A 26649-nucleotide genomic window follows, 5' to 3' on the forward strand; every position below is an offset into this window, starting at 1 on the left:
CGGGTCCCCTCTCGTCAGCGGGCGATCTCGACGTTCTCCAGGACGCCGAGGGCGTCGGGGACCAGCACGGCGGCCGAGTGGTAGGCGCTGACGAGGTAGGTCAGCAGCCCCTTGTCGTCGATGCCGGTGAAACGGACCGTGAGGCCCGGCCGGACCTCGCCCTCCAGCCCGGTGCGGTGCAGGCCGACGACGCCCTGGTCGTCCTCGCCGGTGCGCAGCGCGAGGATCGAGCTGGTCCCGGTCGGGGAGATCGGGATCTTGTCGCAGGGGAGGATCGGGACGCCGCGCCAGGCGTGCGCGCGGCGGCCCTCGACCTCGACGGGCGCGGGGTACACGCCGCGCCGCGTGCACTCCCGGCCGATCGCCGCGATCGTCTTCGGGTGGGCGAGGAAGAACCGGGTCTTGCGGCGCCGCGCCAGCAGCTCGTCCATGTCGGCGGGGGTCGGCGGGCCCCCGAGGGTCTGGATGCGCTGGCGCAGGTCGGCATTGTGCAGCAGGCCGAAGTCGCGGTTGTTGACCAGTTCGTGCTCCTGGCGCTCCCTGATCTCCTCGATCGTCAGCCTGAGCTGCTGCTCGACCTGGTCCATCGGATCGCTGTAGAGGTCGGCGACCCGGGAGTGGACGCGCAGGACCGTCTGGGTGACGGCCAGCTCGTACTCGCGGGGCGAGGCCTCGTAGTCGACGAACGTGCTCGGCAGGACGGGTTCGCCGCCGTGCCCGGACGCCACCTCGATCGCCGCCTCGCCGTGCCTGGTCCGCGGCGGGGCGGGCGCGGCCCGGTACTCCTCCAGGTGCGCGCGCAGCGCCTCGGACCGCTCGGTCAGCTCCTCGACCGCCTGCCGCGGCAGCGACAGGACGATCACGGGGGTGAGCGCGCGGAACGTGTGCGCCCACTCCGCCGGCTCGCCGAGAAGGGCCTCGGCGCCGAAGAACCCGCCGCCGTCGCGGACGCCGACCCGGCCGGCGGCGTCATAGGCGCCGGGGACGCTCTCCTCGACCTTGCCGTGGGCGATCAGGTGGACCGCGTCGAGGGGCCCGCCCGACTCCGCGATCACCTCGCCGGGCCGGTACTCGCGCTGCTCGAACCGCGCGGCGAGGGCGTCGAGGATCTCGGGGTCGGACAGGCCGCGCAGCGGCGGCAGCTCGGCGAGTTCGGGCGGGACGACCCGGATCGCCGCGCCGTCGTTGACGAACGTCACGAGCCCGTCGCCGAGCCGGTAGGTGAGCCGGCGGTTCACCCGGTAGGCGCCGCCGGCGGCCTCCACCCACGGCAGCCGCGACAGCAGCCACCGCGGGGTGATGCCCTGCGTCTGCGGAACGGTCTTGGTCGTCGAGGCGAGGTTGCGTGCGGCGCGGGTGGAGAGGGCCAGCCGTTCCTCCGTCACGCGCCGGCACCGCCGTGCGCGACCTCGACCGACTCCAGCATGCCGAGCGCGTCGGGCACCAGGACGGCCGCCGAGTAGTACGCGCTGACCAGGTAGTTGAGGAGCGCCTTGTCGTCGATGCCCATGTACCGGACCGACAGCCCCGGCTGGTACTCGTCCGGCAGGCCGACCTGGTGGAGCCCGACGACGCCCTGCGCCGCCTCGCCGGTCCGCATCAGCAGGATCGAGCTGGTCAGCGTCGGCGAGACCGGGATCTTGTTGCACGGGAAGATGGGCACGCCGCGCCAGCCGGGCACCTTGTGGCCGCCGACGTCGACGCTGTCGGGGTAGATGCCGCGGGCGCTGCACTCGCGGCCGAACGCGGCGATCGCCTTCGGGTGCGCGAGGAAGAACGCCGGGTCCTTCCAGACGAGGGTGAGCAGATCGTCCATGTCGTCGGGCGTGGGCGGGCCGGAGCGGGTGTGGATGCGCTGCGACAGGTCGGTGTTGTGCAGCAGGCCGAAGTCGCGGTTGTTGACGATCTCCTGCTCCTGGCGCTCGCGCAGCGCCTCGATGGTCAGCCTGAGCTGCTGCTCGATCTGGTCCATCGGCTGGTTGTAGAGGTCGGCGACGCGGGTGTGGACGCGCAGCACGGTCTGCGCGACGCTCAGCTCGTACTCGCGGGGGGACGCCTCGTAGTCGACGAACGTGCTCGGCAGGACGGGTTCCCCGGCGTGCCCGGACACCACCTCGATCGCCGCCTCGCCGTGCGCGTTGTGCGCGCGGCGCGGGCTCGCCCGGTACTCCTCCAGGTGGGCCTGGAGGGAGGAGGACTGGCCGAGCGTCTCCTGGAAGTCGGCCTGGCTCATGCTGAGGATCGTGCAGGTGGTCACCGCCTTGACGGTGTGCTCCCACGTCGGCGGCTCCTGTCCCTCCTCGGTCCCGAGGAGGGCCTGCTCGCCGAAGAAGTCGCCGTTGGCGAGCGTCCCGAGGACGGCGTCGGAGCCGTACTCGCCCGCGCCGATCCTGCTGAGCTTGCCGTGCGCGACGAGGACGACGCGGTCGACGGGGCGGCCCCGCTCGACGACGACGTCGCCGGGCGCGTACTCCTGCTGGGTGAAGCGCCCCGCGATGGCGTCCAGGGTCAGGTCGTCGTCGTAGCCGCGCAGCGGGGCCAGCTCGCCGAGCTCGCGCGGGATGACGCGGACGTCGGCGCCGGTCGTCACGAACGTGACCCGGCCGTCGCCCAGCGTGTAGGTGAGCCGCCGGTTGACGCGGTAGGTGCCGCCGGACGCCTGCACCCAGGGAAGCAGCTTCAGCAGCCACCGCGACGTGATGCCCTGCATCTGCGGGACGGTCTTGGTCGTGGTCGCCAGGTTCCGCGCGGCCGCGGTGCTCAGGCTGTGCTGGTGGTCCTGTTGCTGCTGTTCCTGAAGCTGCTGTTCCGTCACGTCCACACCACCGATTCGTCGTGGTCTTGCGGGGAAGTTGCGGCCTTTGGCCACCCGTGACGCTACAGACGGTAATGAGACGGTCGCAAGGAGCCATTGGCAGCACCTCTGATTTGCCCTCGCGCCACACAACTCGCACCCGGGCGCGATATCGGCTGCTCAGCCGGAGGGCGTGGGGCAGATCACTCAGCCGCGCCGCGCCCCGGAGCCCACCGGTTCCGGGGCGTTCTCCTCCCCGGCCCGGTCGATCGGCACCCCGGCCGTCTCCGGGATCTTGATGATCGGCAGCAGCGCGACCAGGGCGACGATCATCAGGTAGTAGGCCGGGACGAAGTTGGAGCCCGTGGCGTCGATCAGCGAGCCCACGAGCACGGCCGCCGTCCCGCCGAACAGGGACGTCGAGATGTTGTAGCCGATCGCGAAGGCCCCGTACCGCACCTTCGTCGGGAACATCGCCGGGAACGTCGCGCCGATCACCGCCAGCATCAGCACCAGCAGCCCGCCGATGACCGCGTAGCCGACCGCGACCCCGGCCGGGTCGTGGGTCTGCATGAGCGCGAACGCCGGCCAGGACAGCACGAGGAACCCGACCGCGGTGGCGATCAGCAGCGGCTTGCGGCCGATCCGGTCCGACAGCGCGCCGAGCGGCAGGATCACCGTCATCATCGCCGCCTCCACGCCGATCGTGGTGAGCTGCGACGTGGTGTCGTTCATGTCCAGGAAGTCGACCAGGTAGGACGGCATGAACGTCAGCAGCGTGTAGACCGCGACGTTCAGCAGGATCACGATCCCGATGAGCCTCAGGATGGTGCGCCAGTGGTACTCCACGGTCTCCTTGAGCGGCGACCGCGCCTTCCGGCCCTCCGCCTCCATGTGCTGGAACGTCGGGGTGTCCTCGATCCGCGTCCGGACGTAGAGCCCGACGGCGCCGAGCGGCAGCGCGATCAGGAACGGGATGCGCCAGCCCCACCCCTGCACCGCGCTCTCGCTGAGGGACAGGTCGATGAGCAGCACGAGCCCGGCGCCCAGGATGTAGCCGCCGAGGGTGCCGAACTCCAGGAACGCCCCGTAGAACCCGCGCCGGTTCGTGGGCGCGTACTCGGCGATCATCGTGGCGGCGCCGCCGTACTCGCCGCCCGTCGAGAAGCCCTGGACGAGCCGGACGCCGAGCAGCAGCAGCGGCGCGGCGATCCCGATCGTGGCGTAGCCGGGCAGGACGCCGATCACGAACGTCGAGCCCGACATCAGGATGATGGTGGCGGCCAGGATCCGCTTGCGGCCGAGCCGGTCCCCCATCGGACCGAAGAACATGCCGCCGAACGGGCGGGCGAGGAACGCCGCCGCGACCAGCGCGAACGAGCGCAGCGTGGCGCTGCCGCCCGCGTCCTCGGGGAAGAACACCGTGCCGATGATCGAGGTCATCACGCCGGCGCTGAACACGCCGAAGTCGAACCACTCGATGCAGTTGCCCATCGCCGAGGCAATCACGGCCTTGCGGACGGCGCCCTCGCCGGGCCCGGCGCCCTCGGGCGGTCCCGCGCCCTCGCCGCCGCGTCCCGGATCCGCTCCCCGCCGCGCGTTCGTCGAGTCGTCCACGGCATGCCCCTGCCCGAAGATCAGCAAAAGTAACGGGGGGTTGGGGCTCCGATGACTCTGCGGCAGGAGGCCTGCTCAGGCCCCTGGACGAGCCCCGGTCAGGCCTTGCGGGACCGCCGGCGGGGCGTCCGCGCGGTGTCCTCGTCCTCGTCGGCGCCGCCGAGGACGTCGTCCGGCAGCGCGGGCAGGACGGTGGTGCGCAGCGGGTCGCCGTCCAGGGGACCGGCGGCGGGGGGCGGGGTCTCGTCCCGTCCGGAAAGCTCATCGGTGGACAGGGGGTCGCCGGTGACCTCAGGGGCTTCGGCGTTCTCGGGGTCTTCGGCGGCCTGCGGGTCGTCCGGCAGCTCGTTGGTGCTCAGCGGGTCGCCGTCCAGCAGCTCGTCGAGGGACACGGTGGCCTGCGGGTCGTCCGGCGCGTCCAGCAGGTCGTCCTCGGGGATGGAGACGAGCGCCTGCGTCTCCTGCGCACCGCGCGTGATCACTCCGCTGGCGAGGACGGTGTTGCGGTGCCGCAGCGCACCGTTCTCGCGGAGCAGGTTGTCGATGTCGGAGCGGGCGCGGGCGACGCGGCGGCTCATCCGCAGGTGCACGACGAGGCCCCCGGCGGCGGCGCCGAGGACGAACCCGGCGACGGGCAGGCCGACGGCCGACGGCGCGAGCGTGGCGACCAGCGCGACGACGACCAGCGCGACGACCACCGCGAGCGCGAGCAGGTGCTCTTCCACCCAGTCCAGGACGGTGTTGACGCGCTTGGGGATCCTCACTCGCCTTCTCCTCCACTCGGCTCGGAACGGGGACAACGACCGGGCCGAGGCGTGATGTTCCAGCGCCGCGGCTCCGCCGTTCCAGGGGACGCCGCCGGGCTCCGCGGCCGGGACGGCTCCGGGCTCGCGCCCCTGCGCGCCGCCCTGTCAGTCGACGGGCTCCCACGGATCGTGATCGGAGGGAGACCTTGCCGAAACCCTAACAGGACGTGACGGCCGCGTCCGACCCGGCGCCCCGCGTGCGCTCCGCCAGGATGCGAACACATGGCCGTGGCGAATATCGTCCTTGGATATGAGCGAACACTTTGACGTCGTGGTCCTGGGCGCGGGCCCGGGTGGATATGTCGCCGCGATCCGGGCGGCGCAGCTTGGGCTGAAGACGGCGATCATCGAGGAGAGGTACTGGGGCGGGGTGTGCCTCAACGTCGGCTGCATCCCCTCGAAGGCGCTGCTGCGCAACGCCGAGCTGGCGCACATCTTCACCCACGAGCAGAAGACGTTCGGGATCAACGTCGAGGGCAGCGTGTCCTTCGACTACGGCGTCGCCTACGAGCGCAGCCGCCAGGTGTCGGACAAGCTCGTCAAGGGCGTCCAGTTCCTGATGAAGAAGAACAAGATCACGTCCTACGACGGGCGGGGCACGTTCACCGACCCGAACACCCTCCAGGTGGCCAGGCAGGACGGGTCGAGCGAGACGGTCACGTTCGACAACTGCATCATCGCGGCCGGGGCGCACACCAAGCTGCTGCCGGGCACGTCGCTGTCGGAGCGCGTGGTCACCTACGAGGAGCAGATCCTCAGCTCCGAGCTGCCGGACAGCATCGTCATCGCGGGCGCCGGCGCGATCGGCGTCGAGTTCGCCTACGTGCTGCACAACTACGGGGTGAAGGTCACGATCGTCGAGTTCCTCGACCGGATGGTCCCGAACGAGGACGCCGACGTGTCGAAGGAGCTGGCCAAGCGCTACCGCAAGCTCGGCGTGGACGTCCTCACCTCGACCCGGGTCGACGCGATCGACGACTCCGGCGAGAAGGTCAAGGTCACCGTCACCGGCAAGGACGGCGCACAGCAGGTGCTGGAGGCCGACAAGGTGCTCCAGGCGATCGGGTTCCAGCCGAACGTCGAGGGCTACGGGCTGGAGAAGACCGGCGTCGCGCTGACCGACCGCGGCGCGATCGACGTGGACGGCCGCTGCCGCACGTCCGTCCCGCACATCTACGCCATCGGCGACGTCACCGCGAAGCTGATGCTCGCGCACGCCGCCGAGGCCATGGGCATCGTCGCGGCCGAGACCATCGGCGACGCCGAGACGATGGAGCTCGACTACGTGATGATCCCCCGCGCCACCTACTGCCAGCCGCAGGTCGCCTCGTTCGGCTGGACGGAGGCGCAGGCGAAGGAGCAGGGCTTCGAGGTCAAGACCGCGAAGTTCCCGTTCAGCGCCAACGGCAAGGCGCTCGGCCTCGGCGAGGGCGACGGCTTCGTCAAGGTGATCAGCGACGCGAAGTACGGGGAGATCCTCGGCGCGCACATGATCGGCCCCGAGGTGACCGAGCTGCTGCCCGAGCTGACCCTGGCGCAGCAGTGGGACCTCACCGTCAACGAGGTCGCGCGCAACGTGCACGCCCACCCCTCCCTGGGCGAGGCCATGAAGGAGGCCGTGCACGGCCTGGCCGGGCACATGATCAACCTCTGATCCGCGGGACGGCACGAGGCCGCCGCCACGGTCCGTCCGTGGCGGCGGCCTCGCCGTCTCCGCCGGTCAGGCCGCCGGCCAGCGCTGCAGCGCCCGGTAGGCGGGCTGCCACTGCGTCTCGAACGCGGTGCGGGCGGGCTCCGGCAGGACGGACAGCGTGGCCGCGGCCGTCGCGTCGTCCACTCCGTCGAGGAGCCACGGCAGCACGCGCGGCGCGTTCGGGCCGACGTGGCGGCCGTGGACCTGGCCGAAGTTCTGGAACTGCTCCGCCTTCAGGGTGGCGTCGATCAGCGGGATCGCCTCCTTCTCCTCGTGCGCGAGGTGAGCGGTGAGGGCGGTGGCGAGGGCGTCGACGATCTCACCGACGGGCTCGGCGCCGGTGTCGACGGCCTCGATGAGGGGGTCGACGGCGGCGTGCTCGGCCTCCATCGCGTCCAGCAGCGCCAGGTCGTCGGCGCGGCCGGCGAGGGTCTCCCGGACGACCGGCCAGAGCGCCTCGTCCTCGGCGGTGTGGTGGGCGTGCAGGGACAGTTTGAACAGCTCCCACCCCGCCGCCGCGGCCAGCAGGCGGCGGGGGTCGTCGTCCTCGCGCGCGGTCACCTCGGCGAGGTGCTCCAGCTCCCTCCTCAGCGCGTCGTGCATGACGTACATCAGGGTCCAGTCATATTCGCTCATCGCTCCTCCTTCTTCACCGCACTGACGGAGCGGCCGGAGGAAAGGTGACGGCGAGAGGCGACGGCCCGGGGCGGAGAGCGCGGATCGTCAGCGGAGCGGGTCGAACGGGTCCAGCTCGCCCGGACGGCGCCCGGTGGCGATCATCTCCGCGAGGAGGCTCCCGGTGGCCGGTCCGAGCGTGATGCCCCACATGCCGTGGCCGCCCGCGGCGAAGACCCGCGGCGACCGGGTGGCGCCGATCAGCGGGAGGCCGTCGCGGGTGCAGGGGCGCGACCCGACCCACTCGTCCTGCCGGGCGCCGAGGTCGGCGCCGCGCAGCAGCGGGCGCGCGGCCTCGACGATCGCCCGGATCCGGCGCGGGTCGAGCGGCGCCTCGGGACGGCGGAACTCCATCATCCCGGCGACGCGGAGCCGGTCGCCGAGCGGTGTGCAGGCGACCCGCTGCGCGGGGAAGTACACCGGCGCGTCGGGGACCCGCTCCATCGGCACGCTGAAGCTGTACCCGCGACCCGCCTGGACGAGCGCGCCGACGCCGAACCGCCGGGCGAGGTCGCCGAGCCACACGCCGCTCGCCAGCACCACCGCGTCGAACGTCTCGAAGTCGCTGCCGCCCGTGCGGACCGCCACGCCGCCCGGCTCGTCGCGGACGTCCGTCACGTCCGCACCCGCACGGATCTTGCCGCCGCGGTCGCGGACGGAGTCGGCGAGCGCGTGCACGAACACGCCCGGGTTGATGAACCGCTGGCCGCGCAGCAGGATCGCCGCGCCGATCTCGTCGGAGAGGGCGGGCTCCACCCCGCGCGCCTCGTCGCCGGTCAGGACCTCGAACTCCAGCTCCTGCCCGGCGGCGCGGATGTGCTCGATCTCCTCCAGCAGGACGCGCCGCTCCCCCTCCGTCCGGTACGCGGCGAGGAACGACCCGGCCTCGCTCGTCTCCGCGCGGACGCCGCCGTCCAGCAGGGCGTCGAAGCTCGGCAGCGCCCGGCCGTTGATCGGCACCAGCGCCTCCATCGCGCGCCGCCACCGCGCGGCCGTGCTGTTGCGGGCGAAGCCCGCGAGGAACCGCAGCAGGCGCGGGTTCGCGCTCGGCGGGACGTAGACCGGCGAGGACGGGCTGAGCACCGCGTGCACGCCGTAGGAGAGGACGGCCGGTTCGGGCAGCGGGGTCGCCAGCCCGGGGGTCAGCCACCCGGCGTTGCCCCAGGACGCTCCGGCCGCGACGTCCCGCCGGTCGAAGACGGTGACGTCGTCGCCGTGCTCCTGCAGGAACCATGCCGTGGACAGACCGACCATCCCGGCCCCCACGACGGCGACTCGGCGCGCCATGGCCTCTCCTCTCCTCGTGAAACGTGTCACCTCGATGGTGAGGCGTCCGCGAGCCGATGCCCCTGTCGAGTTCGGCCAATCAGGAGGCCCACCATGGTGCGAAGCGCACAATGGAGGGAAGGAGGCAGATCGAATGATCAGCGTGAGCGGCCTGGTCGACGCGCTGGGCCCGGGGCTGCTGCGCCTGGTCGCCCCCGGCCGGGACGCGCAGGTGCACGACGTCGTCCTGGCCGAGCCCGGCGAGGCCGCCGGGCAGCCGGGAGAGATCGTCCTCGGCGCCGGCGTGACCGGCCCGGCCGGCGCCGTCGCGCTCCTGGAACGCGCCGACGCGGCGGGGGCGAGCGGCGTGGTGCTCAAGTCGCCCCTCGCCGGGGCCGCCGAGGTGGCCGCCGCCGCGCGCCGCCTGGCCCCGGCCCTCGTCGAACTCCAGCGGGACGCGTCCTGGACGCACGTCATCTGGCTGGTCCGCGGCGCCGTCGACCGCGCCCACGCCCCGCTCCCCGGGCCGTCCGGCCCGCAGGACGACCTGTTCGCCCTGGCCGACACGGCGGCGGAGATCGCCGACGCCCCGGTGACGCTGGAGGACGCGCGCTCCCGCGTCCTCGCCTACTCGGGCCGCCAGGACAGCACCGACCCGGCCCGCGTCTCCACGATCGTCGGCCGCCGCGTCCCACCGCAGGTCATCGCCCACCTGCGGGCCTCGGGAGTGTTCCGCAAGCTGGCCCGGTCGAGCGACCCGGTCCTCGTCCCCGCGGGCCCGGACGGAATGCTGCCCCGCCTCGTCATCCCGGTCCGCGCCGGCGGCGAATGGCTCGGCTCGATCTGGGTGGTGGCGCGCACGGCGGTTCCCCCCGACCGGGTCCGGCGCCTGGCCGACCTGGCCTCCGTCCTGGCCCTGCACCTGCTCCGCCTCCGAGCCGAGGCCGGCGTCGCGCGCCGCGTCACGGCGGACGAGGTGCGCGCCGCGCTCCAGGACGGCTCCCGGCCCGTCCCGGCTCCCCCGCCCTGGCGCGTGGTCGCGCTCGGCGACCAGGCCGGGACCGACGACGTCCGCCGCCGCCTCGACCTCTGGGACGCGATCACCCGCCGCTACGGCTGGCGCCGCCCCCTCCTCACCGACCTCGCCGGCACGATCTTCGCGGTCCTGAGCGAGCCCGGCCGCGACACCGCCGAATCCGGGACGACGCCCTGGCTGCGCCACGTCCTCACCCGCGTCCGCGCCCACGACCGCACTCTGTACGCTGCGGCGGGCGGCCTCGCCCACTCCTCCGCCGACCTCCCCCGCTCCCGCGCCGAGGCGTCCGAACTCGCGGCCCTGGTCGGCTCCGGCGGCCTCGCCCCCGGGGCCGTCCTCCTGGAGGACGCCTGGGACGAGGTGGTCGTCGAACGCGCCCGCAAGGCGGTCGGCGCCGACCTCCTGGGCGGCCCCCTCCCCGCCCTCCGCACCCACGACGAGAAGCACGGAACGTCCTACCTCCCGACCCTCGCCGCGTGGCTGGACCACTACGGCGACACCAAAGGCACGGCCCAGGCCCTGGCCGTCCACCCCAACACCCTCCGCCACCGCCTGCGCCGCATGACCGAGACAACCCCGCTCGACCTCACGAGGCCCCAGACCCGCCTGGCCCTCCGCCTCCAACTCGCCGCCCTGGGAGTTCGGCCATAGCCCGCGGCGCCCGCCGTTCCTCAGCCGACGGCGCGTTCCGCGTAGGGGCGCAAGGCCTTGCGCAGCTTGGCCGCGTCCGGCGGCTGCCCGATGGAGGCCCGGTCGTCGAGCTTGACGCTCCCTGGGCACGCCGCGTCGCCGGGCACCGTGAAGCGGCCCAGCGGCCTGGCGGTCTTCGCCTCGTAGATCTCGAAGACGTAGGAGGCCTTCAGGAGCGAGATCTTGGTCGTGCCCAGCGCCCCGGTGCGCTCCGACAGCTGCCAGTCCAGCCGCGCAACGGCTTCGGGGACGTACTCGCAGACCCGGGTCTCCCGTCCCGTGTCCTGGTAGCCACAGGCGACGAGCTGGACCTTGGGCTTCGCGCCGGCGTCGCTCCCCCCGTCGTCCGCCGTCCAGCGGGCGGGAAGCTCGTCGGCGTCCTCACCGGTGTTGGCGTTCACGTACAGCAGCCTCACGGCGTGCGGGCCGTTGCCCCGGTAAGGTTCGGCGACCTCTTTGAAATACGTGTCGCCCCGCGCCTTGCCGACCGGTTCCCGGGGGCAGAACAGGTTCACGGTGTCCGGGGAGGGCGGCTCCGGGGGAGGCGGATCGGCCAGCATGCCGACCACGCCGATACCACCGAAGATCACGACGATGCCGATGCCGAACGTCCACCATGCGATCCGATCCGACCTTCGCATGCCACGATTCTGAACGATCGCCCCGCACGCCTCCACCAGATCGCGCCCCGGCGCCTCCGGCACGCCGAGCGGCCAGAGCCGAACGAGCACTGACGATCAGCATGGAACCGCCGGCATCGGACTCGCCCGCCTGGGATAAGGCGATATTCCCCGACATGGGGGAGAAGAATTTCTCCGGCACAAAGGTCGACCACGGGACGCTCGACTTCACCGAGTCTCGCGGATCGCCATTCCTCCCTGTAGCGATTCCATGATCTTCGCTCGCGTTCACGCTTGCCCGCGTCAGGGGAGAGCTTGGAACGAACGGGGGGAAAATTCATGATCATAATCAGTTCATCGGAAACGACGCGACGCAGGGCCCTCGGCCGGTTCTGCGGCGCCGCCGCGCTTCTCGCGGGCCTGGTCGCGACCGGGGTGGCGGCGCCCGCCGGCGCCGCCACGGCGGCGGCCCCGGACCCGGCGAGTCCACGGGCGGCGACGTCCCAGACCAGAACCGAGAACGGCCGGCTTCCGGTCAAGGCGATCGAGAAGATTCTGCAGGCCGACGGCCACGTCAGCAAAAGCGGGGTTCTCGAAGTCGACATCGACCGCACGGACCTCCATGTCATCGGGGGCAATCCCCCGGTGAGATTCAAGGACGGCTTCCAGATCCAGCACGAGCTGTTCTTCCAGTCGCTCGGGCACGGAAAGGCGATCCTCAACGGCGACCTGGCGCTGCGGCCCCAGGAGATCCAGCCGGTCATCGACTCGTTCATCGCGCACGGGCTCACGTTCCAGGCGCAGCACCAGCACCTGTACGACCTGCGGCCGATGGTGTGGTTCCTGCACTTCCGCGCGATCGGCAACCCGCTCCGGCTCGCCGGCGCCGCACGCGCCGCCATCGCCAAGACGTCCACGCCGCTGCCGCAGCACTCGCCGCCGCATCCCACGACCCCGCTTCCCGTGCGGAAGCTGGAGAGGATCCTCGGCGGGGACGCGACGGTCGGGGAGAACGGGATCGTCACGGTGACCGTGCAGCGCACCGACAGGATCAGGCTCGGCGGCGTGGTCGTCGACCCGGACCTCGGGGTGTCGACCAGCATCCAGTTCCAGCCGCTCAGGAAGGGCCGGGCGGCCGTCGTTCCGGACTTCTCGATGACGGCGAAGGAGACGCAGCCGGTCATCACGGTCATGCGCCGCCATCGCTGGGAGGTGGGCTGCCTCTACAACCAGGAGACCGACGAGCACCCGCAGCTGTACTTCTCGCACATGTACCGCGTCGGTGACCCCGTCACCCTCGCCCGGCAGATCCGCGAGGGGCTCGACCGCACGGCCGCCAAGCGCGCCTGACCGGCGGGCCACGGCATCCACGCTGAGAGCGCGGCCGGCGGCAGAACCTCCGCCGGCCGCGAGGTCCCTGGCGAGCGCGGTATGCAGCACCGGGCCCGGTCAGTCGGTCTTCTGCGGGATGAGCTGAAGGCGGATGTCGCCGTCATACGCGACGACGAACGTTGAGATCCGGGCCGTGCGAGCGTCGGGTCTCCAGGTCAACGGGACGAGGAAGAGGCGCCCGCCCGAGGCCAGAAGAAGTCGCAGGTTCTGGTAGCGGTGGCGGTAGGTGACCGATCTGCCGAAATCGGCGTGCAGCGTTTCGGGCGGAGCGTCGCTCAGCGGCTCCTTGGTGTAGAGGACGACCTCGGGAAGCTCGGCGAAGTCGCGGGCGTCGTCGTAGGCGCGGGCGACACCGACCTCCCCGGCAAGGCTGTTGGCCGCCCAGAACAGGCCCATCGCGACCACCGCGAACGCCACGTACCGTCCGCCGCGCTCCACGTCGGTCAGAGCCGGACGTTCTCGCCAACCGCCGTCCCCCGCTTGGCGGAACAGCCAGAACGCGTAGACCAGCGAAGGTACGCCGGCCGTCAGGCAGAGCGGCGTCACGCCGGGTGTCTCGTTCGCGGCGACCTTCGCCGACAGGACTCCGACCAGCGCCCTGCCGGTCAGCGCGAGCCCGGCCAGCGCCACGGCCAGCGCGATCCGCCGGGCGGCGCGCACCCGGTCCGGGAGCACCACGCCGCGCACGACCGCATGTCCGCCGAGACTCGCGAGCACGATCAGGAGGAGGAGCACTGCCGCCGGGTACGCCACCTCCACGCCGTAGAGCAGGAGTGTCTGGTTCCCGAGGTCGGTGAGTTGCAGATCAACGCCGAAGTAGCGGAACCGCTGGAGCGTGGCGACATAGCCGTACCAGATCAGGACGGCCGCGACGAGCGACGTCGGCGGGCCGAAGGTGCCGAGTGCGGAGAGTCGCTGCGTCCAGTCCGGCGCCGGTCCGGGATCGGGCTCCGGAGGGAGAGGCCTGCGCGCCCTCGCCAGCCGTTCGGATCGGCTCCTAGCACTGGCCGAGATTGCCCTCGCCTCCGTTCGGCGCCTCGGGGAAGGGCGTCCACTTGGTGCAGGCGTTCAGCGTCAGCGTCGTCTGCCAGGTCGCGCGCACCGGACGGTCGCCGGTCGCCCCGAGACCACCGCACGGCCCGGAGGAGTCCGTGCACAGCTTCGAGAGCCGCCACGTGACCAGCACCGTATAGCGGGCGGGTCGTGGAATCTCTGGCCGGTCGGTGTACACGGGGGTGATCGCGCACGGGTCCGTGGGCGCGACCACCGTGTCCGGTGCACAGGGCTTGCGCGCCTGGATGCCCACCCCCGCGGCGCCCGTGCAGCTCGGAGCCGTCTCGTAGGTGACGGTCCCGAACCGGGACCGCGCCAGAACATCGTCGGACATGCCGCTGTCGGCGATCTGCACGGGCTCGCCCGACTGCGCGGCCGTGAAGCCCTCGATCCGCACGGGGTAAGGGCTCCAGACCATCTGGCACAGCGCGTCCGGTGTCCGGTTCTGGAGGGACGCTCCACTGCCGGTGCTCACCCGCGGCGTCGTCCAGGCGCGCGGCGACGGACCCACCGACGGCGGCCCGGTCGTGCCGCCGGTCGGCTGGTCGGTCGCCGCCCCGGTCGCCGCCCCCGTCGCTGAGGGGGCGAGCGTCACGGGGTCGGCCCTTGGTCCTTTGTGCGGTGAGCCGCCGCACGCCGTCAGCGCGGCCAGGCCGAACACCAGCGACACCACGACTAAGGGACGCGAACCCATTTCCCCATTGTCGGAGAGTTCCCCCTGCTGGAGGAGGCCTTCATGCAGGCCGGACGCGGCCACCGCGCGCCATGCGCGCGTGAACCGTGAGCCGCCCAGTCGGCCGGGAGGACCTCGCCTTTCTCATGCCGGTCGATCCGGGTCCGGGCGGCGGCACAACGGTGTGGTGGGTGCAGGTCCTGGAGGGCCGGGGATCGGCGGCCCGAGACCGTCGCGAGGGCGCCGACGTACGCAACGAATAGCGCGAATGAGACGGAAACGCGCAACGAACCGCCAGGTCAGAGCAACATCGGCGCATTGGATTGCGCGTGTCTGGTTCCTAGGCTTTCGCTGAGTCGTTTCCCCTTCGGATGTCCCTGGAGACACCTATGACCGTCATGCCGGCGATGGAGCCGACCGCCGTCCGGACCGCGCTGCGGCGGCACTACCTGATGTGCCGTCCGGACCACTTCGCCGTCACGTACGCGATCAACCCGTGGATGGACCCGGCGGCCGGGGCCGAGGCGGCGAAGGCCGTGGCGCAGTGGGAGGAACTGCGGGCGGCGTACCTCGCCCTCGGGCACGAGGTGAGCCTCATCGACCCGATCGAGGGGCTGCCCGACATGGTGTTCGCGGCCAACGGGGCCCTGGTGGTCGGCGGACGGGTGTACGGGGCGAAGTTCACGCACCCGGAGCGGTACGCGGAGGGCCCCGCGTACGCGAAGTGGATGCTGGAGAACGGCTTCTCCGAGCTGCTTGAGCCGCAGCACACGAACGAGGGCGAGGGCGACTTCCTCACGCTCGACCACGTCATCCTGGCCGGGACGGGGTTCCGCACGGAGATCGCCGCGCACCAGGAGGCGCAGGAGTTCCTCCGCCGCCCGGTGGTGACGCTCCGGCTCGTCGACCCGCGCTTCTACCACCTGGACACGGCGCTGTTCCCCCTCGGCGGCGACAACGTCGCGTACTTCCCCGGCGCGTTCTCCCCCGGCAGCCGGGCGGTGCTCAGGCGGCTGTTCCCGGACGCGATCCTCGCGAGCGAGGCGGACGCGGCGGTCCTCGGGCTCAACGCCGTCTGCGACGGGCGCAACGTCGTCATCAACGCCGAGGCGGTCGGGCTGATCGAGACGCTGCGGGAGCACGGGTACGAGCCGCTGCCGGTCGACCTGTCGGAGCTGCGCAAGGCGGGCGGCGGGCCGAAGTGCTGCACGCTGGAGCTCCGCTCCTGATCGGTGGAGAGCTCCGCTCCTGATCGGTGGGGAACCGCGTTCCTAGTCGGCCGGGGCGAGGCGGCGGCGGGCCAGGGCGCGGGTGCGCAGGACGCCCGTCACGCCGATCGCCCAGATGCCGATCTGGACGGTCCAGGCCGCCCGGAACGCTCCGGGCGTGAACTCGCCTCCGGGTGACAGGGCGTCCAGGACCACCCCGATCAGCAGGATCGTGACGAGGGAGGCGACGAAGCCGCCGACGTTGACGATGCCGGTCGCGGTGCCCTGCCGTCCCGGCGGGTTGAACGTCCGGGCGTAGTCGAAGCCGATCATCGAGCCGGGGCCGCCGGGCGCGACGCACAGCACGAGCAGGACCAGCAGCCAGGGCGGCGCGGGCGGCGGCACGGCGAGGACGGCCGCCCACGCCGCCGCGTTGAGCGCGACGATGCCGAGGACGAGCCAGGACCGGCGCAGCGGGTAGCGGGCGACGAGCCGTCCGATGAACGGTCCGGACACGACGTTGACCAGCACGAAAAGCGTCAGCAGCGTGGAGGCGGTCGCGGGGCGCAGGCCCTGCCCGGACACCAGGTACGGGTAGCCCCACATCAGCGCGAAGGTGTTGGACGAGAACTGCGTGACGAAGTGCGACCAGAGGCCGAGGCGCGTGCCGGGGTGGCGGAACGCCTCGGCCAGGTTGGCGCCCGTCTCGCGCAGGGACGGGACGTCCGCGCGCCCGGGGCCGTCGCGCAGCACGGCGACGGCGAGCACCGCCATGAGGGCGCCGAGCGCGGCGGCGGAGCCGAACGCGGTGCCCCAGCCGGGGCCGTGCAGGAGGGCGACCAGGGGGATCGCGCTGAGCACCTGGCCGAGCTGGCCGAGCTGCCCGGTGAGCTGGGTCACGACCGGGACGTAGCGCCCGGGGAACCAGGTCGCGACGATGCCGAGGACGCTGATGAACGTCATGGCGTCGCCGGCGCCGACCATCACGCGGGCGGCGACGGCCGTCCCGACGCCGGTGGAGACGGCCATGAGCGCCTGGCCGCCGGCCATGAGCAGCGCGCCGCCGGCGACCATCCAGCGCGGGCCGACGCGGTCGAGCAGGAGCCCGACAGGGATCTGCAGGCCCGCGTATACGAGCAGCTGCAGGACGGTGAAGGACGCGAGGATCCCGGCGGACGCGTCGAAGCGGTGCGCCGCGTCCAGGCCGACGACGCCGAAGGACGTCCGGTGCAGTACCGCCACGGCGTAGGCGAGGACGCCGACGCTCCACAGCACCCACGCCGTGCGGGCGGGCTTCTTCCGGGCAGGGGCTTTCTGGGGAGTTTGGGCGGTCTGCACGTTTACTAAATTTATGTCACCCTTGCCGTCTCATGACCGGCGGGGCTTCGCGCGCAGGTGCATCCGCTCCCCCTGCGGCCCGAAAAGGCTGAGCACCTCGACCGGCCCGCCGTCCCCGCCGAACCAGTGCGGCAGCCGGGTGTCGAACTCGGCCGCCTCCCCCGGCTCCAGCACCATCTCGCGGCCGGCGAGGAAGAGGCGCAGGCGTCCGTTCAGCACGTACAGCCAGTCGTAGCCCTCGTGGGTCCGCGGCTCGGGCGGCGGGATCCGCTCGGGCACGACCATCTTGAACGCCTGGACGCCGCCGGGCCGCCTGGTGAGGGGGAGCACGACCATGTCGTGCATCCGCAGCGGCCGCGGTCTGATCCGCGGGTCGCCGACGGCGGGGGCGCCGACCAGCTCGTCCAGCGGGACCTGGTGGGCCTGGGCGAGCGGGAGCAGCAGCTCCAGGCTCGGCCGCCGCTTGCCCGACTCCAGCCGCGACAGCGTGCTGACCGAGATGCCGGTGGCCTCCGCGAGCGCGGCCAGCGTGACGTTGCGCTCCTGCCGCAGCCTCCTCAGCCGCGGCCCGACCCCGGCCAGGACCTCCTCGGTCGTCTCCATGCCCTCATTGCAGGATTGGCAACGAAGTTTGTCAAATCCGGAAGGCGCCGCGCACCCTCGGGGCATGACCGAACGAGACGTACTGATCATCGGTGGGGGGCCGTCCGGGCTGAGCGGCGCCCTCACCCTCGCCCGCGCCCGCCGCTCCGTCACCGTCGTCGACGCGGGCGAGCCGCGCAACGCCGGGGTCGACCACATGCACGGGTTCCTCACCCGGGACGGGATGCCGCCCGCCCGCCTGCTGGAGACCGGCCGCACCGAGGTGCGCGGCTACGGCGCCGAGATCGTCGAGGGGACGGTCGCCCGCGCCGAGGAGGGCTTCGTCCTCACCCTCGGCGACGGCACCCGGTTGCGGGGCCGCCGCCTGCTGGTCACCACCGGCGTGACCGACGTCCTGCCGGACGTCCCCGGCCTGCGGGAGCGGTGGGGCCGCGAGGCGCAGATGTGCCCCTACTGCCACGGCTGGGAGGTCCGCGACCAGAGGATCGCCGTGCTGGGGACGTCCCCGAACTCCGTCCACCAGGCGCTGCTGCTGCGCCAGTGGTCGCCCGACGTGACGTTCGTCCCCGTCGCTCCCGGCGACGCCGCGCCCCCGGCGGGCGAGGACGCGGCGCGGCTGGCCGCGCGCGGCGTCCCCGTCGCGCCGAGCGGGGTGCGGCGCGTCGTCGTCGAGGACGACCGGCTCACCGGCCTGGAACTGGCCGACGGCTCGGTGCTCGGCTGCGACGCCGTGTTCCTCGCGCCGACGTGGGTCCCCAAGGCCGGGCCGCTGACCGACCTCGGCTGTGAGACCGGCAAGGACGGCTTCGTGAAGACCGACCCGACCGGGCGGACCAGCGTGCCCGGCGTGTGGGCGGCCGGCAACGTCGTCGTCCCGGCCGGCCAGGTCGTCATGGCGGCGGCGGCCGGGGCGATGGCCGGCGCGATGATCAACGCCGACCTGGTCGAGGAGGAGGTCGCCCGGGGAGTCAGTGTCGCAAAGTCCCGGCCCACTTCGCTCGCCTAGGGGCTCGCTACGTGACCGTGCCTGGGCGAACGCGGCATCGCTTCGCGATCTGCCCGGCTCCGCTCGCCTCCGGCTTCGCTCCACCGGCCAGGTCACGCGTTCGCGCTCATGGCCGAGGCCACCTCGAAACCCGTCCTAGGCTCGGGGGTGTGGCGGACGAGGAGGAGTGGCGGCGGGCGCGGGCGGAGCTGAACGCGGGCCGCGGACGGCTGGGCGAGGTCGCGGACGGGCTGTACCCGGACGTGCCGCGCGTCGCGGGGACCCCGCTGCTCTGCCGCGACGACTGGATCCCCGGGGCGCCGATCCCGCTGGAGGAGATCAGGCTGGAGTGGGACGCCCGTCCCGTCCCGGCCGCGATCGCCGACCCGGCCGACGGGCTCCCGGAGGGGTACCGGACGTACGCGGAGGCCGTCGCCGCCCTCGCCCCTCCGAAGGTGTTCGAGGACCGTCCGAGCTACCGGCTGGTCGCGGCCGAGCCGCCGGTGCTCCGGCTCGGCCCCGCCCGCTACTTCGACGCCGTCAACGTGGGCGAGTCGGTCGCCCACGAACTCGCGGCCGGGGTGGACGGGCTGCCGCTGCGCGACCGCGTCGGCGACCCGTGCGACCTGTCACGCAGGGCCGCGCTGCCCGCCGTCACCACGGTCACCGTGACGACGTCCGGGCGGTACGTCCTGCACCGGCGCGACGCGGCGAAGGTGGCGCACGCCGGCGGGCTCTTCCAGGTGATGCCGGTCGGGGTGTTCCAGCCGCTCGGTGACGAGCCGCCTGATCTGTGGCAGTGCATGGTTCGCGAGTACGCCGAGGAGCTTCTCGGCGCCGACGAGGACTACGGCGACGGCTTCGTCCAGGAGGACTGGCCTTTTCACCAGGCGATGACCGCCGCGCGCGACGGGGGCCGCCTCCGGGCGCACTTCCTGGGGCTCGGAGTGGACCCGTTGACGCTCGCGCTCGACCTGCTGACGGTCGTCGCCGTCGACGACGCGCTGTTCGGCGAGCTCTTCGGCGGCCTCGTCGCGGTCAACGACGAGGGCGAGGTGTCGATGGCGCCGTTCGACGGGGCCGTTCCCCGGCCGATGCAGCCGGCGGGGGCCGCCGCGCTGGGTCTGGCGCGGCGGCACCGGGCGGCCCTCGGGCTGTAGCGGCCTCATTCGCGGCAGAGCGAGCGCAGCTCGTCGAGCGCGTCCACCAGGTGGTCGATGATCTCCGAGGGGTCGGGGATGAGCTCGCGGCAGGCGACGATGCCGACGTCCACCTTCCCGTCGTAGGAGAACACGGTGATGTTCAGGCCGCCGCTGACGTCGGTGATGACCGAGATCGGATAGTAGGCGAGCACCTTCGCGCCGCACAGGTACAGCGGGAACTGCGGGCCGGGCACGTTGGAGATGACCAGGTTCACCGCGCGCAGCGACACCGCCGGCGCGGCCCGCAGCGCGAGCCGCGTGACCGCCCCGGCGAAGGGCGCCGGGAGCAGCCCGCTCATCTCCCGCACCCAGCCGCCCGACGTCCCGGTGAACCGCCGCTTGGCCAGCTCCATGTCGCGCTGGACGGCGGAGTACCGGTCGGCGGGGTCGGGCAGGTGCGTGGCCAGCGGCGTGGTCATGATCGAGACCTGGTTGCCCGGCTCCGCGGCCGCGCTCGCGCCGCGCCGCAGCGACACCGGGACGGCCGCGACCAGCGGGCGCTCGGGCAGGTCGCCGCGCTTGTCGAGCCACTGCCGCAGCGCCGTCGCGCACAGCGCCATGACCACGTCGTTGACGCTGCCGCCGAGGGTCCGCCGGATCTCCTTGATGTCGGCGAGCGGCAGCTCCCCGCAGGCGACCGCCCTGCGCCGCCCGATCGGGCGGTTGAACGGCGTCGGCGGCGCGCTGATCCGCGGCGCCCTCGGCAGCTCCGGGCGGCCCAGCACGCCCTGCATCCACGACGACATGAGCCCGACGCCCGGGACGGACGCCAGGCCCGGGACCTCGTCCAGGTACGGGGCCGTGCGCACCGCCGACACCGCCGACCGCACCGGGTGCAGCGCCGTCCGCAGCAGCCCCGTGCCGAGCATGCTCGCGGTGCCGGGCGCGCGGGCCGGGACGGTCTCGTCGGCCGGGAGCTCGCGGGGCTCGGGCGTCAGGTCGAGCAGCGCGGCGAGCGTCTCGGCGGCCATCACGCCGTCGACGGCCGCGTGGTGCACCTTCACGTAGACGGCCGTCCGGCCGCCGGCGAGGCCCTGGATGAGGACCATCTCCCACAGCGGGCGGGACCGGTCGAGCGGCTGCTCGTGGAGCATCGCGACCAGGTTGGCGAGCTGGCGGTCGCTGCCGGGCTCCGGCAGCCCGAACTCGGAGATGTGCCGCTCGGGCTCGAAGTCGGGGTCGTCCTCCCAGTACGGGTTGTCCAGGCCGAGCGGCACCTGGACGAGCCGCTGCCGCAGCGGCCGGGCCGCGAGGTGCGCGCGGGCGCGGATCAGCTCGGCGACGTGCGGGACGGTGAGCCGGCCGCCGGGGCAGGTCCCGGGGTCGACGATGCCGAGCCCGGCGATGTGGGCATGGGTCGTCGCGTTCTCGGCATGGAGGAAGGTGGCGTCCACCGTGGTCAGCTGGGTCATGCTCTCTCGTCCGTCCGCTCGTCCTGGGCCGGCTTACTCTCTAGGAGTTATGCGCTGGAAGTCCGCAGGTCAATGAAGGCCGCCAGGAAGTAACAGCGACTTAACGGGACGTTTCACCCAGTTCATCGACCACTTTTCGCGGCGCTGGAGAACATTTGCCCGTGTCCCGACCTGATGTGGTCAGAAAACTTCACAACATCGATCAAGCGGGCAATCGTTCACCGGCGCCAAGATCATCCCAGTAGGCTCGTACCCCATGACGGCACGACCACTCTCGGAGATCGTCGAGGCGGGATGGGCGGCCGCGCTGGCCCCCGTCGCCGGGACGATCGCCGCCGCGGGCGACTGGCTGCGCGCCGAGGTCGCCGCCGGGCGCCGCTACCTGCCCGCCGGGAACCACATCCTCCGCGCCTTCACCCAGCCGTTCGACGACGTGCGCGTCCTCATCATGGGGCAGGACCCCTACCCGACGCCCGGCCACCCGGTCGGCCTCAGCTTCTCGGTCGCCCCGGACGTCCGGCCGCTGCCCGGCAGCCTCGTCAACATCTTCCGCGAGTACGGCGACGACCTCGGCCACCCGCAGCCGTCCAACGGCGACCTCACCCCCTGGACGCGGCAGGGCGTCTGCCTGCTCAACAGGTCGCTGACCGTCATGCCGGGCAAGCCGGGCTCGCACCGCAACAAGGGCTGGGAGGAGGTCACCGAGCAGGCCATCCGCGCCCTCGCCGCCCGGGACCGCCCCCTCGTCGCCATCCTGTGGGGCCGCGACGCCCGCAACCTCAAGCCGCTGCTCGGCCGCGTCCCCTGCGTCGAGTCGGCCCACCCGAGCCCCATGTCGGCCGACCGCGGCTTCTTCGGCTCCCGCCCCTTCTCCCGCGCCAACCAGTTGCTGGAACAGCAGGGCGCCGCCCCGGTCGACTGGAAGCTGCCGTAACCCCAGGGGGGCGACCCCCGTTACGAGCCGGGCGATCCTTACGCCACGGTGCGGGTTTCCGTGCCCGTGCGGGTTGGTGTCGTGTCGCTGCGGTCGCCCGGCTCGGCGGGTCGTGCGACCTCCAGGCGCCAGAGCGCCTTCCGGCCACCCGACCCGCGCCCGTGGCTGGGGCCTAGCTCATTCCTTGGGGAGCTTGCGGAGGAAGAGGGCGAACTCGCCGGCGCCCTCGGCCGCGTCCGGGGAGAGGGGGGTGAGGCGGCGCTCGCCGTGGCTCCAGTAGACGCCGGGGGCGCAGGGGTCGTCGGCGTTGGCGTGCATCTCCCGGACGACGTCGGCGAAGACGGGCAGGACCTCGCGGACGGCCGTGGAGGTGATCGGGTACAGCAGCAGCGTGCTGTGGCAGGGGACCCCGACGAGGGCGCCGTGCTCGTTCGGCCACGGGACGAACTGGTGGACCTCGCTGAGCAGCGCCGACACGTAGCGGCTGCCGGGCTTGCCGACGACGCGGACGTTGCGGCCCGGCAGGAGCGGCTGGTCGTGCACGGACACGTCGGCCAGCTCGCGGTCGTGGGTGTTCGTCATCACGTAGCCGAGCTTGTGCAGGCCGAGCAGGCCCGCGCGGGCCTTGGTGAGGGGGCCGCCGTAGCGGGGGTGCTCGATCATCACCATGGCGTCGAAGTGGTCGCCGGCGGGGACGACGACGAGGCCCTCGCGGTCGCGGGGGTCGAGCTTCGGCACGATGCGCAGGCGCAGCAGCTCCCGGACGTCGCCGAACAGCTCCATCTCACCGACGGCGAGGAACGCGCGGTCGCCGACCTCGCGGACCCACTCGTCCACCACCTTCGGCCACGCCGAGCGCGGCTCGCGGGCGCAGCGCTCCAGCACCGTCCAGCTGGAGGCGCGCGCCTCCGACCGGCCCACGGGCAGCACCACCTCGGAGGTGCCGTGATCGAACCAGGCGCTGGGCGCCAGGGCGGGCAGCACGTCGCGGATGAGCGCGTGCACGTCCGCCGCCGCGTCCAACGGTTCCATGGGGCTCATCCTCCCTCAGCATTCGGCGGATCAGTTGCACACCCACCTTCTCAGAGTTGGACCCGGTTGTGCGATGCATCGCGATCCCCGCCTCGCACTCGCTGATCAGGAGTTGCTCAAGTACGGTGCCTACATGCGCGAACTCGTGTACCCACCGGTGATCAAGACGGCTCTCGGCGTGTTCAAGGCCCTGAACATCAGAATCCGTCTGGAGGGGACCGACCAGATCCCCAGTACCGGCGGTGCGGTGCTCGTCAGCAACCACGTCAGCTACCTGGACTTCATCTTCGCGGGCCTCGCCGCGCACCCGGCCGGCCGGCTGGTGCGGTTCATGGCGAAGAAGGAGATCTTCGACCACCGGATCGGCGGCCCGCTGATGCGCGGCATGCACCACATCCCGGTGGACCGCGACGCGGGCGCCTCCTCCTACGCGGCGGCGCTCAAGGCGCTGCGCGGCGGGGAGATCGTCGGGGTGTTCGCCGAGGCGACGATCAGCCGCTCGTTCACGGTGAAGGACATCAAGAGCGGCGCGGTGCGGATGGCGGTGGCGTCCAAGACCCCGCTCGTCCCGGTCGCGATCTGGGGCCCGCAGCGGTTGTGGACCAAGGGCCGCAAGCGCCGGCTGTTCCAGCGCAACGTGCCGGTGACGATCATCGTCGGCGAGCCCATGCACCCCAAGCGCGGCGACGACTACGAGCAGGTCACCCGGGATCTGCACGCCCGGATGGCGGAGCTGCTGGAGAAGGCGCAGCGCGAGTACCCCGACGTCCCGCGCTCGGACGAGACGTGGTGGCAGCCCGCCTACCTCGGCGGCACGGCGCCGACGCCGGAGGAGGCCGAGAAGCTCGACCTGGAGGAGGCCGAGGCGCGCAAGGCCGCCCACGCGGAGCGCGAGGCCCGGGAGGGCGGCGGCTCCTGACCCGCCCCGCCCCGACGAGCGGGCCCGACCGCGGTGCGCGGCGCGTCCGGCTAAATCGGTGGACGCGGCGCGCCGCGGGGCGTGATCATCGGTGTCATGACCATGTCGCAGGAGAAGCCGCAGGAGGTCCTGCATCTGATCGAGCCCCGGGAAGGCGCCGAAGCGCCGGAGCCCGCGCTGCCCGTGGTCTTCAACCTGTCCGACAACAACTCCCCCGCCGACGTGATGGACGTGCTGTCGCTGCGCCCCTTCGCGTCCGGGGAGCAGCCCTGGTCCCGGTCGACGCGGCTGGAGAACGTCCGGACGGAGGCGCCGCTGCGCCCGGACGGCGCCAGGCTCGTGCGGGTCGCGCACGAGAAGGGCAAGGAGTCGGTGCTCGCCGAGGGCGACGGCTGGACGCTGCTGAGCAACCGGTGGAAGAGCGGCATCGCCTACGTCGCGGTGTCCGCGGTGACCGACGAGCTCGCCGAGACCGTGCTCGCGGCGTCGGTGAAGGACGCGACCGAGCCGCCGAAGGTGGACGAGACCAGCGTCGAGATGGGCTTCTGGCACATGGGGGCGCACGGCCCCGTCCGCAGCGAGCGCGCCATCACCGCCGACGCGTGGGACGACATCCGGCGCAACTACACCGCGCCGGTCGCCGACGCGCTCGACGCGGTGATGAAGCTCACCCGCGAGGAGGTCTCCGGACGGCTGCTGCTCCTGCACGGGCCGCCCGGCACCGGCAAGACCACCGCGCTGCGCGCCCTCGCCCGCTCCTGGAACGACTGGTGCCAGTCCGACTGCGTCCTCGACCCCGAGGCGCTGTTCGGCACGCCCAGCTACCTGATGGAGGTCGCGGTCGGCGACGACGAGGACGAGAACCGCCGCTGGCGGCTGCTCATCCTGGAGGACTGCGACGAGCTGATCCGCGGCGAGGCCAAGCAGTCGACGGGCCAGGGCCTGTCGCGGCTGCTGAACCTCACCGACGGGATGCTCGGCCAGGGCCGGGACGTGCTGGTGGCCATCACCACCAACGAGGACCTCGCCATGCTGCACCCGGCGGTGGTCCGTCCCGGCCGCTGCCTCGCCCAGATCGAGGTGGGCCGGCTCACCCGCGCGGAGTCGCTCGCCTGGCTGGACGGCACGGACGTGCCCGGCGCGGAGATCGGCGCCGACGGCGCGACGCTCGCCGAGCTGGCCGCGCTGCGCAAGGGCGAGAAGCGTCCCGAGGGTCAGGACGCCCCCGCCACCGCGACCGGCTTCTACCTCTAGGGCGTCTCCTTTCTAGGCGGCCTTCCGCAGGGCCTGCTCGATGTCGGCCCAGAGGTCGTCCGGGTGTTCGAGGCCGACGGCGAGGCGCACCGTTCCCTCGCCGATGCCGGCGGCGGCGAGGGCCGCGGCGTCCAGCTGCCGGTGGGACGTGCTGGCCGGGTGCATGACCAGGGTCGCGATGTCGCCGAGCGACGGGCCGAGCGAGACCAGCTCGACGGCCTCGGAGAAGGTCCGGCCCGCGTCCCGGCCGCCGGCCAGCTCGAACGCGAGGACGCCGCCGGCGCCGTCCGGCAGCAGCCGCCGGGCGATCTCGTGCTGCGGGTGGTCCTCCAGCCCCGGGTAGTGGACGCGGGCGACCGACGGGTGGCCGGCCAGGCGCCGGGCGATGTCGAGGGCGGACTCGCTCTGCCGGGCCACGCGCAGCGGCATCGTGGCGAGGCCCCGGACGGTCAGCCAGGCGGCGAACGGGTCGGGGGTGGAGCCCAGCTCGACGGCGTGCTCCCAGACCCGCCGGTGGACGGCCGGGTCGGCGAAGACGGCGGCGCCGCCGATGGTGTCGCCGTGGCCGCCGAGGTACTTCGTCGTGGAGTGGACGACGATGTCGGCCCCGTGCTCGATGGGCCTGCACAGGAGCGGGACGAAGGTGTTGTCGACGACGGTCAGCACGCCCGTCCCGCGGACGGCCTCGGTGAGCGCGGGCAGGTCCGTCACGTGGGTGGTGGGGTTGGCGACGGTCTCCAGGTAGAGGATCCTCGTCGTGTCGCGGAGCGCGTCCCGCACCTCGGCCGGGTCGTCGCCGGAGACGAACGTGACCTCCACGCCCCACCGCGCGGCGAGGTCCTGGAGCAGCGCGTGGGTTCCGCCGTAGAGGGCGGCCTGCGCGACGACGTGGTCACCGCTGCGGAGCAGGCCCGTCAGCACCGCGTTGACCGCGCCCATGCCCGACCCGGTGGCGAGCGTGCCCGCCCCGCCTTCGAGTTCGGTGAGCGACTGCTCCAGGGCGCGGACGGTCGGGTTGGCCATCCGGGCGTAGAAGAACGCCTGGTCGGGGCCCTGGAACGCGGCGGCCAGCGCGTCGGAGGCGTCGAAGGAGAACAGGTGGCCCTGGTAGATGGGGACGCCGAGCGGGCGGCTGCCCTCGGGCACGATCACGGGCGGGTGCACGGCTCGGGTCTGCGGGTGATGTGCGGTCATGCTCCCAGCGTGCGGCGGGATCGGCGCGGCGGAAACGGCCAATCGCGACCAGTGGCCCGGTGCGCCCCCTTGCTCATGCTCGTGCTCGCACCGCGCCGGACCACCGGCCCGGCCGAAGGCGCCGCGTCCCCGGCCGGCCGGTACCGTCTCGCCGCCGGCCCGCCCACCCCGCAGGGGCGAACCGGCGGTCGAGGCCGTCCGGCCGGGGAATGAAGCGGCGTCCTCGACCGGAGACTCGATCATCGCCCGCGCG

At 72.8% G+C, this 26649-nt stretch carries 23 protein-coding genes; 9 read left to right on the forward strand and 14 right to left on the reverse strand.

Going from position 1 to position 26649, the window contains the following annotated elements:
* Nucleotides 1–14: 14 nt before the first annotated feature.
* From ABD944_RS30670 to ABD944_RS30685, 4 genes are all read right to left on the reverse strand, one after another.
* Nucleotides 15–1385 (reverse strand): family 2B encapsulin nanocompartment shell protein, encoded by a 1371-nt coding sequence (locus tag ABD944_RS30670; protein ID WP_345182727.1) that lies wholly within the window; start codon nt 1383–1385, stop codon nt 15–17.
* A complete protein-coding gene (locus tag ABD944_RS30675) occupies nt 1382–2815 on the reverse strand; it encodes a family 2B encapsulin nanocompartment shell protein (protein ID WP_345182728.1) in 1434 nt (477 codons plus the stop codon). Before ABD944_RS30675 ends, ABD944_RS30670 begins: the two co-directional genes overlap by 4 nt.
* A 186-nt stretch (nt 2816–3001) precedes the next feature.
* Complete coding sequence (locus ABD944_RS30680) at nt 3002–4411, reverse strand: MFS transporter (RefSeq protein ID WP_345182729.1); 1410 nt, start codon at nt 4409–4411, stop codon at nt 3002–3004.
* Between the two features lie 98 nt (nt 4412–4509).
* Nucleotides 4510–5175 (reverse strand): hypothetical protein, encoded by a 666-nt coding sequence (locus ABD944_RS30685; protein ID WP_345182731.1) that lies wholly within the window; start codon nt 5173–5175, stop codon nt 4510–4512.
* 292 nt (nt 5176–5467) lie between these two features.
* Here ABD944_RS30685 and lpdA point away from each other — a divergent pair, with 292 nt between their 5' ends.
* Nucleotides 5468–6871, forward strand: a complete 1404-nt coding sequence (gene lpdA / locus ABD944_RS30690; protein WP_345182732.1) for a dihydrolipoyl dehydrogenase — start codon at nt 5468–5470, stop codon at nt 6869–6871.
* A gap of 66 nt (nt 6872–6937) precedes the next feature.
* Here the strand turns inward: lpdA and ABD944_RS30695 are convergent, their stop codons facing one another.
* Nucleotides 6938–7546, reverse strand: a complete 609-nt coding sequence (locus ABD944_RS30695) for a hemerythrin domain-containing protein (protein ID WP_345182733.1) — start codon at nt 7544–7546, stop codon at nt 6938–6940.
* A gap of 87 nt (nt 7547–7633) precedes the next feature.
* Entirely contained in the window at nt 7634–8872 is a 1239-nt protein-coding gene (locus tag ABD944_RS30700; protein ID WP_345182735.1) for an NAD(P)/FAD-dependent oxidoreductase, read from the reverse strand.
* A gap of 133 nt (nt 8873–9005) precedes the next feature.
* Between ABD944_RS30700 and ABD944_RS30705 the strand changes: the two genes are divergently transcribed.
* Nucleotides 9006–10538, forward strand: coding sequence for a PucR family transcriptional regulator (locus ABD944_RS30705; protein WP_345182736.1), 1533 nt, complete (start codon nt 9006–9008; stop codon nt 10536–10538).
* A gap of 20 nt (nt 10539–10558) precedes the next feature.
* Here the strand turns inward: ABD944_RS30705 and ABD944_RS30710 are convergent, their stop codons facing one another.
* Nucleotides 10559–11218, reverse strand: coding sequence for a hypothetical protein (locus ABD944_RS30710; RefSeq protein ID WP_345182737.1), 660 nt, complete (start codon nt 11216–11218; stop codon nt 10559–10561).
* Between the two features lie 318 nt (nt 11219–11536).
* On the opposite strand from ABD944_RS30710, the gene ABD944_RS30715 reads away from it, so the two are divergent.
* Entirely contained in the window at nt 11537–12547 is a 1011-nt protein-coding gene (locus ABD944_RS30715; RefSeq protein WP_345182738.1) for a DUF1259 domain-containing protein, read from the forward strand.
* 99 nt (nt 12548–12646) lie between these two features.
* Here the strand turns inward: ABD944_RS30715 and ABD944_RS30720 are convergent, their stop codons facing one another.
* Together ABD944_RS30720 and ABD944_RS30725 are read right to left on the reverse strand one after the other, a co-directional pair.
* Complete coding sequence (locus tag ABD944_RS30720) at nt 12647–13324, reverse strand: hypothetical protein (protein WP_345182739.1); 678 nt, start codon at nt 13322–13324, stop codon at nt 12647–12649.
* A 262-nt stretch (nt 13325–13586) separates the two neighbouring features.
* On the reverse strand, nt 13587–14336 hold the full coding sequence (locus tag ABD944_RS30725; RefSeq protein ID WP_345182741.1) for a hypothetical protein: 750 nt from the start codon (nt 14334–14336) through the stop codon (nt 13587–13589).
* A gap of 368 nt (nt 14337–14704) precedes the next feature.
* Here ABD944_RS30725 and ddaH point away from each other — a divergent pair, with 368 nt between their 5' ends.
* Nucleotides 14705–15544 (forward strand): dimethylargininase, encoded by an 840-nt coding sequence (ddaH, locus tag ABD944_RS30730; protein WP_345182742.1) that lies wholly within the window; start codon nt 14705–14707, stop codon nt 15542–15544.
* Between the two features lie 42 nt (nt 15545–15586).
* Here the strand turns inward: ddaH and ABD944_RS30735 are convergent, their stop codons facing one another.
* Both ABD944_RS30735 and ABD944_RS30740 read right to left on the reverse strand, forming a co-directional pair.
* Nucleotides 15587–16861, reverse strand: coding sequence for an MFS transporter (locus tag ABD944_RS30735; RefSeq protein ID WP_345182743.1), 1275 nt, complete (start codon nt 16859–16861; stop codon nt 15587–15589).
* Nucleotides 16862–16891: 30 nt separating this feature from the next.
* A complete protein-coding gene (locus tag ABD944_RS30740) occupies nt 16892–17464 on the reverse strand; it encodes a helix-turn-helix domain-containing protein (RefSeq protein ID WP_345182744.1) in 573 nt (190 codons plus the stop codon).
* A 64-nt stretch (nt 17465–17528) separates the two neighbouring features.
* Here ABD944_RS30740 and ABD944_RS30745 point away from each other — a divergent pair, with 64 nt between their 5' ends.
* Both ABD944_RS30745 and ABD944_RS30750 read left to right on the forward strand, forming a co-directional pair.
* Nucleotides 17529–18470, forward strand: coding sequence for an NAD(P)/FAD-dependent oxidoreductase (locus tag ABD944_RS30745; protein ID WP_345182745.1), 942 nt, complete (start codon nt 17529–17531; stop codon nt 18468–18470).
* 149 nt (nt 18471–18619) lie between these two features.
* Nucleotides 18620–19609: a hypothetical protein gene (locus tag ABD944_RS30750; RefSeq protein ID WP_345182746.1), complete on the forward strand. Its 990-nt coding sequence runs from the start codon at nt 18620–18622 to the stop codon at nt 19607–19609.
* 5 nt (nt 19610–19614) lie between these two features.
* On the opposite strand, the gene ABD944_RS30755 is transcribed toward ABD944_RS30750, so the two are convergent.
* Complete coding sequence (locus ABD944_RS30755; RefSeq protein ID WP_345182747.1) at nt 19615–21063, reverse strand: WS/DGAT/MGAT family O-acyltransferase; 1449 nt, start codon at nt 21061–21063, stop codon at nt 19615–19617.
* A 256-nt stretch (nt 21064–21319) separates the two neighbouring features.
* Here ABD944_RS30755 and ABD944_RS30760 point away from each other — a divergent pair, with 256 nt between their 5' ends.
* The gene (locus ABD944_RS30760) at nt 21320–21997 is read left to right on the forward strand and encodes a uracil-DNA glycosylase (RefSeq protein WP_345182749.1); all 678 of its coding nucleotides are present in this window, start codon (nt 21320–21322) and stop codon (nt 21995–21997) included.
* A gap of 177 nt (nt 21998–22174) precedes the next feature.
* On the opposite strand, the gene ABD944_RS30765 is transcribed toward ABD944_RS30760, so the two are convergent.
* On the reverse strand, nt 22175–23029 hold the full coding sequence (locus tag ABD944_RS30765; RefSeq protein WP_345182750.1) for a hypothetical protein: 855 nt from the start codon (nt 23027–23029) through the stop codon (nt 22175–22177).
* A gap of 133 nt (nt 23030–23162) precedes the next feature.
* Here ABD944_RS30765 and ABD944_RS30770 point away from each other — a divergent pair, with 133 nt between their 5' ends.
* Nucleotides 23163–23948, forward strand: a complete 786-nt coding sequence (locus ABD944_RS30770; protein WP_345182751.1) for a lysophospholipid acyltransferase family protein — start codon at nt 23163–23165, stop codon at nt 23946–23948.
* A 96-nt stretch (nt 23949–24044) separates the two neighbouring features.
* Nucleotides 24045–25202 carry a DUF5925 domain-containing protein gene (locus tag ABD944_RS30775; protein ID WP_345182752.1) on the forward strand — a complete coding sequence of 386 codons (1158 nt, stop codon included), beginning with the start codon at nt 24045–24047 and terminating at the stop codon, nt 25200–25202.
* Nucleotides 25203–25214: 12 nt separating this feature from the next.
* On the opposite strand, the gene ABD944_RS30780 is transcribed toward ABD944_RS30775, so the two are convergent.
* Nucleotides 25215–26396, reverse strand: a complete 1182-nt coding sequence (locus ABD944_RS30780; protein WP_345182753.1) for a trans-sulfuration enzyme family protein — start codon at nt 26394–26396, stop codon at nt 25215–25217.
* Between the last annotated feature and the right edge of the window lie 253 nt (nt 26397–26649).

The sequence above is a fragment of the Actinomadura verrucosospora genome (assembly GCF_039540335.1).
GTDB classification, from domain to species: domain Bacteria; phylum Actinomycetota; class Actinomycetes; order Streptosporangiales; family Streptosporangiaceae; genus Spirillospora; species Spirillospora verrucosospora.